Genomic DNA, 5,284 nt, shown 5'->3' on the forward strand with positions numbered 1-5,284 from the left:
AGGCGAGCATGCGCTCAACGTGGCCTAGGTGCAATACAGCATGTGGGAACGGGTAAGGATGCATGGTACTTCGCGAACTATGACCCACACATGAAGCCTGAAGGCATTCATCACATCATCGTTGAACGCGACGAAAAATACATTTTCGACTTTCAGGAAATCGTACCGGAGTTTATTAAAAAAATAGACCTTTCACTCGCTGGAATAGGCTTCGAGTTCGGCGGCCAGTGGAAATAATTTAGGGCTGACTACGGTCGGCGGGATAGAGATATGACATTGACATTGAAGTGTGATTACTGCGGCAAGTCGGAATGCTGATAGGTATTGCCCTTTGCATTAAAGAAATATGAGCCACCAAGCGGTGGTTTTTTTTACGCCCAAATTACGGAGAAATCCCAATGAAAATCACAATCGACGACCATTTCTTCATTGAAGGCGGCGCACACGACTTCATCCTTTCTGAGCTGCGCGTTGTTGCCTAGGGTGATAACAGAGGCCAGCAGATAAAGGTACATCTTGGCTACTATGCAAAACTGGACCAGTTAATCCGGGCGCTCATCACGCCTTAGTGGCGAATATTTAAGCAGATTTAGCGGCGCTGTCACATTCTTGACACACGGACAAGAAGAAGAGTCTGCCGTGAATAAGATATCTCTCATAAGTTAATGTAATATAAAGATAAAATAGCGCACCTTAAACTCTTATTACCGCTTAACGCCGGATAAACAGAAATATGTCAGGGATGTTTTCGTGAGGTGCTCTGAGCGGCTGCACCAATGCAAAACGTGCCAGAAAATTTTCGGACCACTCTCTGCGTCACAATAAAGTCAGTTTAGCTGCTCTACGCGACACCGTCGTTGGTTTTAAAGACTTTCCACTCCGGCGACAGCTCACGCAGGCGGGCGACAGACTTCTGCACCAGCGCAATAGCGTAATCCACTTCTTCTTCGGTGGTGAAGCGGCCAAGGGAGAAGCGGATGGAGCTGTGCGCAAGTTCGTCGTCCAGACCAATTGCACGCAGCACGTAAGAGGGTTCCATGCTGGCGGAGGTGCAGGCCGAACCGGTCGATACCGCCAGATCTTTCAGCACCATGATCAGCGACTCGCCGTCAACGTAGCGGAAGCCGACGTTAAGAATATTGGCCGCGCCGTGCTCCAGCGAGCCGTTGAGCTGCACCTGCTCAATGCTGTTCAGCCCGATCCATAGGCGGCTGCGCAGTGAGCTGAGGCGCGCCATCTCAACGCTCATCTCTTCTCTGGCAATGCGATAGGCTTCGCCCATGCCGACAATCTGGTGCACCGGCAGCGTTCCGGAACGCATGCCGCGCTCGTGCCCGCCACCGTGGATCTGCGCTTCGAGACGCACGTGCGGCTTGCGGCTAACGTACAGCGCGCCGATACCTTTTGGGCCGTAGATCTTATGGGCAGAAAACGACATCAGATCGACGTTCAGCTGGCTGAGAACGATCGGCAGCTTACCAACGCTCTGGGTGGCATCAACGTGGAAGATAATCCCGCGCTCGCGGCACAGATCGCCAATGGTGGCGATATCCTGCACCACTCCGATCTCGTTATTCACGTGCATGATCGACACCAGCACAGTGTCATCGCGCAGGGCAGTCTGCAGCTGTTTAAGATCCAATTTGCCATCGCCCTGCGGGTCGAGATAGGTCACGCTGAAGCCTTCACGCTCCAACTGTGCGCAGGTATCAAGTACGGCTTTATGTTCCGTTGAGCAGGTGACGATGTGGCGGCCTTTTTCCTGATGGAAGGTGGCAGCGCCTTTAATTGCAAGGTTGTTGGCTTCCGTAGCGCCGGAGGTAAAGACGATTTCACGCGGGTTAGCGCCAACCAGCTCAGCAATCTGGTTACGGGCGATATCCACCGCTTCTTCCGACTGCCAGCCAAAACGGTGTGAACGGGAAGCCGGATTGCCGAAGGTGCCGTCCATTGTCAGGAACTGCATCATTTGGGTCGCCACGCGGGGATCGGCTGGCGTGGTGGCAGAATAATCCAGATAGATCGGTAATTTCATTGCTGATTAGGCTCCGGGAGGTTGTGGTCTCCGTCCTGCTGCGCCCTGAAATTCTGACGGCTGCAGAAATTAATAAAAGGCCCGGCAGGCTTTTTATTAATCGCCGGTGGCGAGGTAATACCTCACCCGGGCTGTAATCAGGCGTGCAGATTGACGTTAATTGTTTCCTGCATGCGGCCATTTGGCGCACGATGGATTTCATTGCTGTTTTGGCGGTCAGCCACGTCTAGGATTTCCTTGTTGTTAACCAGTTCAGCCAGCGTAATGTTGTTGAGGAAATCGCTGATGCGCTCGCTCAGGTCACGCCACAGGACGTGAGTCAGGCAGAGTTCGCCGCCCTGGCAGCCTTCTTTACCCTGGCACTTGGTGGCATCAACCGATTCGTCAACGGCGGTGATCACCGCACCCACAGCGATAGCATCGGAGGCTTTACCCAGCAGATAACCACCACCCGGACCACGTACGCTTGCCACCAGACCGTTCTTGCGCAGACGGGAGAACAGCTGCTCAAGATAAGATAGGGAGATGCCCTGACGCTCTGAAATATCCGCTAAAGGCACCGGACCTTCGTGAGAGTGCAGTGCAACGTCGAGCATAGCGGTAACAGCATAACGGCCTTTGGATGTCAGTCTCATGGCATAAACGACCTCGGTTGTAACCCTAGATGGGCGCTAACAAAATATGGACGTAAGTCTGACATTTCTGAGTAAATTGGTCAAGTATTAAACCTACTAAAATACTCAACTATTTAATTAAGTGATTCAGTCAAGTATTATACTGTTATTTTAATCGCCAATATACCCTTACTCGCCCTTCTTCTTCTCGATGGATGAGAGCATTCCGCGCAGGATATTCAGCTCGTCACGCTCCGGGCGGGCGCGGGTAAACAGATGGCGCATTTTGCTCATCGCCTGTCCCGGGCTGGCTTCACGGATAAAGCCGCTGCCGATCATCATCTTTTCCATATGCTGATAGAAGCGCTCAAGGTCATCGACCAGCGGATATGGCGACTCGACGACGTCGGTCTGCTCCATCTCCAGTGACTGCAGGTACGTCATGCGCACTTCATAGGTGATAACCTGCACGGCCATCGCCAGATTGAGCGAGCTGTAGTCAGGGTTCGCGGCAATCGCTACGTGGTAATGACACTTCTGCAGCTCTTCATTGGTCAGCCCGATGCGTTCGCGGCCAAACACCAGCGCAACCAGCGCCTGCTGGCCCTCAGCGACGCTTTTCAGCCCGCACTCACGCGGGTCAAGCATAGGCCACGGCAGCGAACGCGAACGGGCGCTGGTGCCGACGACTAGGCTACAGCCGGCGATGGCTTCATCAAAGGTATCAACAATTTTGGCGTCGCCAATCACATCGCTGGCACCGGCGGCGAGCGCAACGGCCTGCGAGTCCGGTTTTACCAGCGGGTTGACCAGATAAAGTTTGGTTAAGCCCATGGTTTTCATGGCACGGGCTACAGAACCCATGTTGCCGGTGTGAGAGGTTTCTACCAGCACAATTCGGATATTTTGTAGCATAAGGATTGGGGGCTGCTCGCGGTCTGAGAGATAATTTAAATATGTTAACATATTTTCAGGACATTTGCCGTTATGCCCTGCTATAGTGCGCGCCATTTTATATCAGATTAAATGATATGCCATTCTTTAACATCCAGTGAGATGAAACTTATATGCATCCAATGCTCAATATTGCCGTGCGCGCTGCGCGCAAGGCCGGAAACGTAATTGCTAAGCACTATGAAATCCCGGACTCCGTCGAAGCCACCCAGAAGGGCAGCAACGACTTCGTGACAAATGTTGACCGTGAAGCAGAACGCCAGATTATTGATGTGATCCGCAAATCTTACCCACAGCACACCATCATCTCAGAAGAGAGCGGTGAACTGCTGGACGAAGACCAGGATGTACAATGGGTTATCGATCCACTGGATAGCACCACCAACTACATCAAACGCCTGCCACACTTCTGTGTTTCTATCGCCGTGCGCATCAAAGGCCGCACCGAAGTCGCCGTAGTTTACGACCCAATGCGTAATGAACTGTTCAGCGCCGTGCGCGGTCAGGGCGCTCAGCTCAACGGCTACCGTCTGCGCGGCTGCAGCGCTCGCGATCTGGATGGCACCATCTTGGCGACCGGTTTCCCGTTCAAGCTGAAGCAGCACGCGACTCCTTACATCAACATTGTTGGCAAACTGTTCACCCAGTGTGCAGACTTCCGTCGCACCGGTTCAGCTGCGCTGGAACTCGCCTACGTTGCCGCTGGCCGCGTGGATGGTTACTTCGAGATTGGCCTGAAGCCGTGGGATTTCGCTGCCGGTGAATTGCTGGTACGTGAAGCGGGCAGCCTAGTGACTGATTTCAGCGGCGGGCACGGTTATATGCTGTCCGGCAACATCGTAGCGGGCAATCCGCGCGTTGTAAAAGCGATGCTGGCGAATATGCGCGACGAACTGAGCGAAGCACTGAAGCGTTAATTGCTATCGTTGCCCGGGCATTTCTGAACGGGCCGATCGAAAAAATGATCGGACCCTACAATGCTCTCTGTAGGGGTTGACCGTTTTTCTGGTCAACCCTTTTTTAATGGCGAATCAGCGTAGAAACATCGGGCGAATACCGCCGGACATCACTAGCATGACCAGCAGTCCCCCTTCCATCAGTGCGAGCGAATTGACTGCCACCGTCAGCCATCCCTGTGCGGAAGAGCCTTTGCTCAGACGCAGCGCCCGCGCGTGTGACATCTGCACCACCAGCGCCATCACGATAGCCGATAACACCCCCCAAGCATAGACCCCAATCACCTTGGCAAACAGCAGCATCTTGATCGCCCCGGAACACGGGCGCAACCCCATCGACAGCACCACCGCCGCTTTGGTTTTCCAGCCCAGCGCCTACGCCAGCATCGCGCTATCCGGCACGTGCTGATGGCTGCAGTCGCACTGCTCACTTGATCGGCCGTGACAATACGCGTGATGCTAGCCCTCTCCTTTCTGTCTCCTTTCTGGCTTCAGCGCGGCCCATAACTTTTTACCTGCGCGCCAGCACAGCCATAAGCCCAACCCGCATCTCAGCAGCTACTGCCCTTCTCCAGCCAGTAGCTGCTGAGATGCGGCTGGTGCGAGGAGAGTTGCAGCACCACCAGCATCACCGTGACCAGCAGGATCGCCATCGCCCCCTGTACCACCGCGGTTGCCAGAGTCAGCTGCAGGCTGGTTTTCAGTTTTGAAGCCCAGCGTGGCGT

General features: G+C 54.0%; 5 protein-coding genes and 1 pseudogene. 2 read left to right on the forward strand and 4 right to left on the reverse strand.

The annotated features are described in order from the left end of the window. Positions 1-28: 28 nt before the first annotated feature. Positions 29-237, forward strand: a pseudogene (locus BBW68_RS12830) (exonuclease); the annotation flags it as partial. Between the two features lie 604 nt (positions 238-841). Here BBW68_RS12830 and BBW68_RS12835 read toward each other — a convergent pair. The 3 genes from BBW68_RS12835 to trmJ form a co-directional block, all read right to left on the reverse strand. Beyond that, positions 842-2,035, reverse strand: coding sequence for an IscS subfamily cysteine desulfurase (locus tag BBW68_RS12835; protein WP_070135661.1), 1,194 nt, complete (start codon positions 2,033-2,035; stop codon positions 842-844). A gap of 137 nt (positions 2,036-2,172) precedes the next feature. Continuing rightward, positions 2,173-2,670 (reverse strand): Fe-S cluster assembly transcriptional regulator IscR, encoded by a 498-nt coding sequence (iscR, locus tag BBW68_RS12840; protein WP_070135662.1) that lies wholly within the window; start codon positions 2,668-2,670, stop codon positions 2,173-2,175. 168 nt (positions 2,671-2,838) lie between these two features. Further along, positions 2,839-3,564, reverse strand: a complete 726-nt coding sequence (gene trmJ, locus BBW68_RS12845; RefSeq protein WP_070135663.1) for a tRNA (cytosine(32)/uridine(32)-2'-O)-methyltransferase TrmJ — start codon at positions 3,562-3,564, stop codon at positions 2,839-2,841. Between the two features lie 152 nt (positions 3,565-3,716). On the opposite strand from trmJ, the gene suhB reads away from it, so the two are divergent. Then, positions 3,717-4,520 carry an inositol-1-monophosphatase gene (suhB, locus tag BBW68_RS12850; protein ID WP_070135664.1) on the forward strand — a complete coding sequence of 268 codons (804 nt, stop codon included), beginning with the start codon at positions 3,717-3,719 and terminating at the stop codon, positions 4,518-4,520. Positions 4,521-4,634: 114 nt separating this feature from the next. Here the strand turns inward: suhB and BBW68_RS12855 are convergent, their stop codons facing one another. Further along, positions 4,635-4,895 (reverse strand): hypothetical protein, encoded by a 261-nt coding sequence (locus tag BBW68_RS12855; protein WP_070135665.1) that lies wholly within the window; start codon positions 4,893-4,895, stop codon positions 4,635-4,637. Between the last annotated feature and the right edge of the window lie 389 nt (positions 4,896-5,284).

It is taken from the genome of Candidatus Erwinia dacicola, assembly GCF_001756855.1.
Classification (GTDB): Bacteria; Pseudomonadota; Gammaproteobacteria; order Enterobacterales; family Enterobacteriaceae; genus Erwinia; species Erwinia dacicola.

Bases quoted from the DNA above. Each gene is read 5' to 3' on its own strand.
- BBW68_RS12835 (WP_070135661.1), bottom strand. From the start codon at position 2,035: ATGAAATTACCGATCTATCTGGATTATTCTGCCACCACGCCAGCCGAT.
- iscR (WP_070135662.1), bottom strand. From the start codon at position 2,670: ATGAGACTGACATCCAAAGGCCGTTATGCTGTTACCGCTATGCTCGAC.
- trmJ (WP_070135663.1), bottom strand. From the start codon at position 3,564: ATGCTACAAAATATCCGAATTGTGCTGGTAGAAACCTCTCACACCGGC.
- suhB (WP_070135664.1), top strand. From the start codon at position 3,717: ATGCATCCAATGCTCAATATTGCCGTGCGCGCTGCGCGCAAGGCCGGA.
- BBW68_RS12855 (WP_070135665.1), bottom strand. From the start codon at position 4,895: ATGGGGTTGCGCCCGTGTTCCGGGGCGATCAAGATGCTGCTGTTTGCC.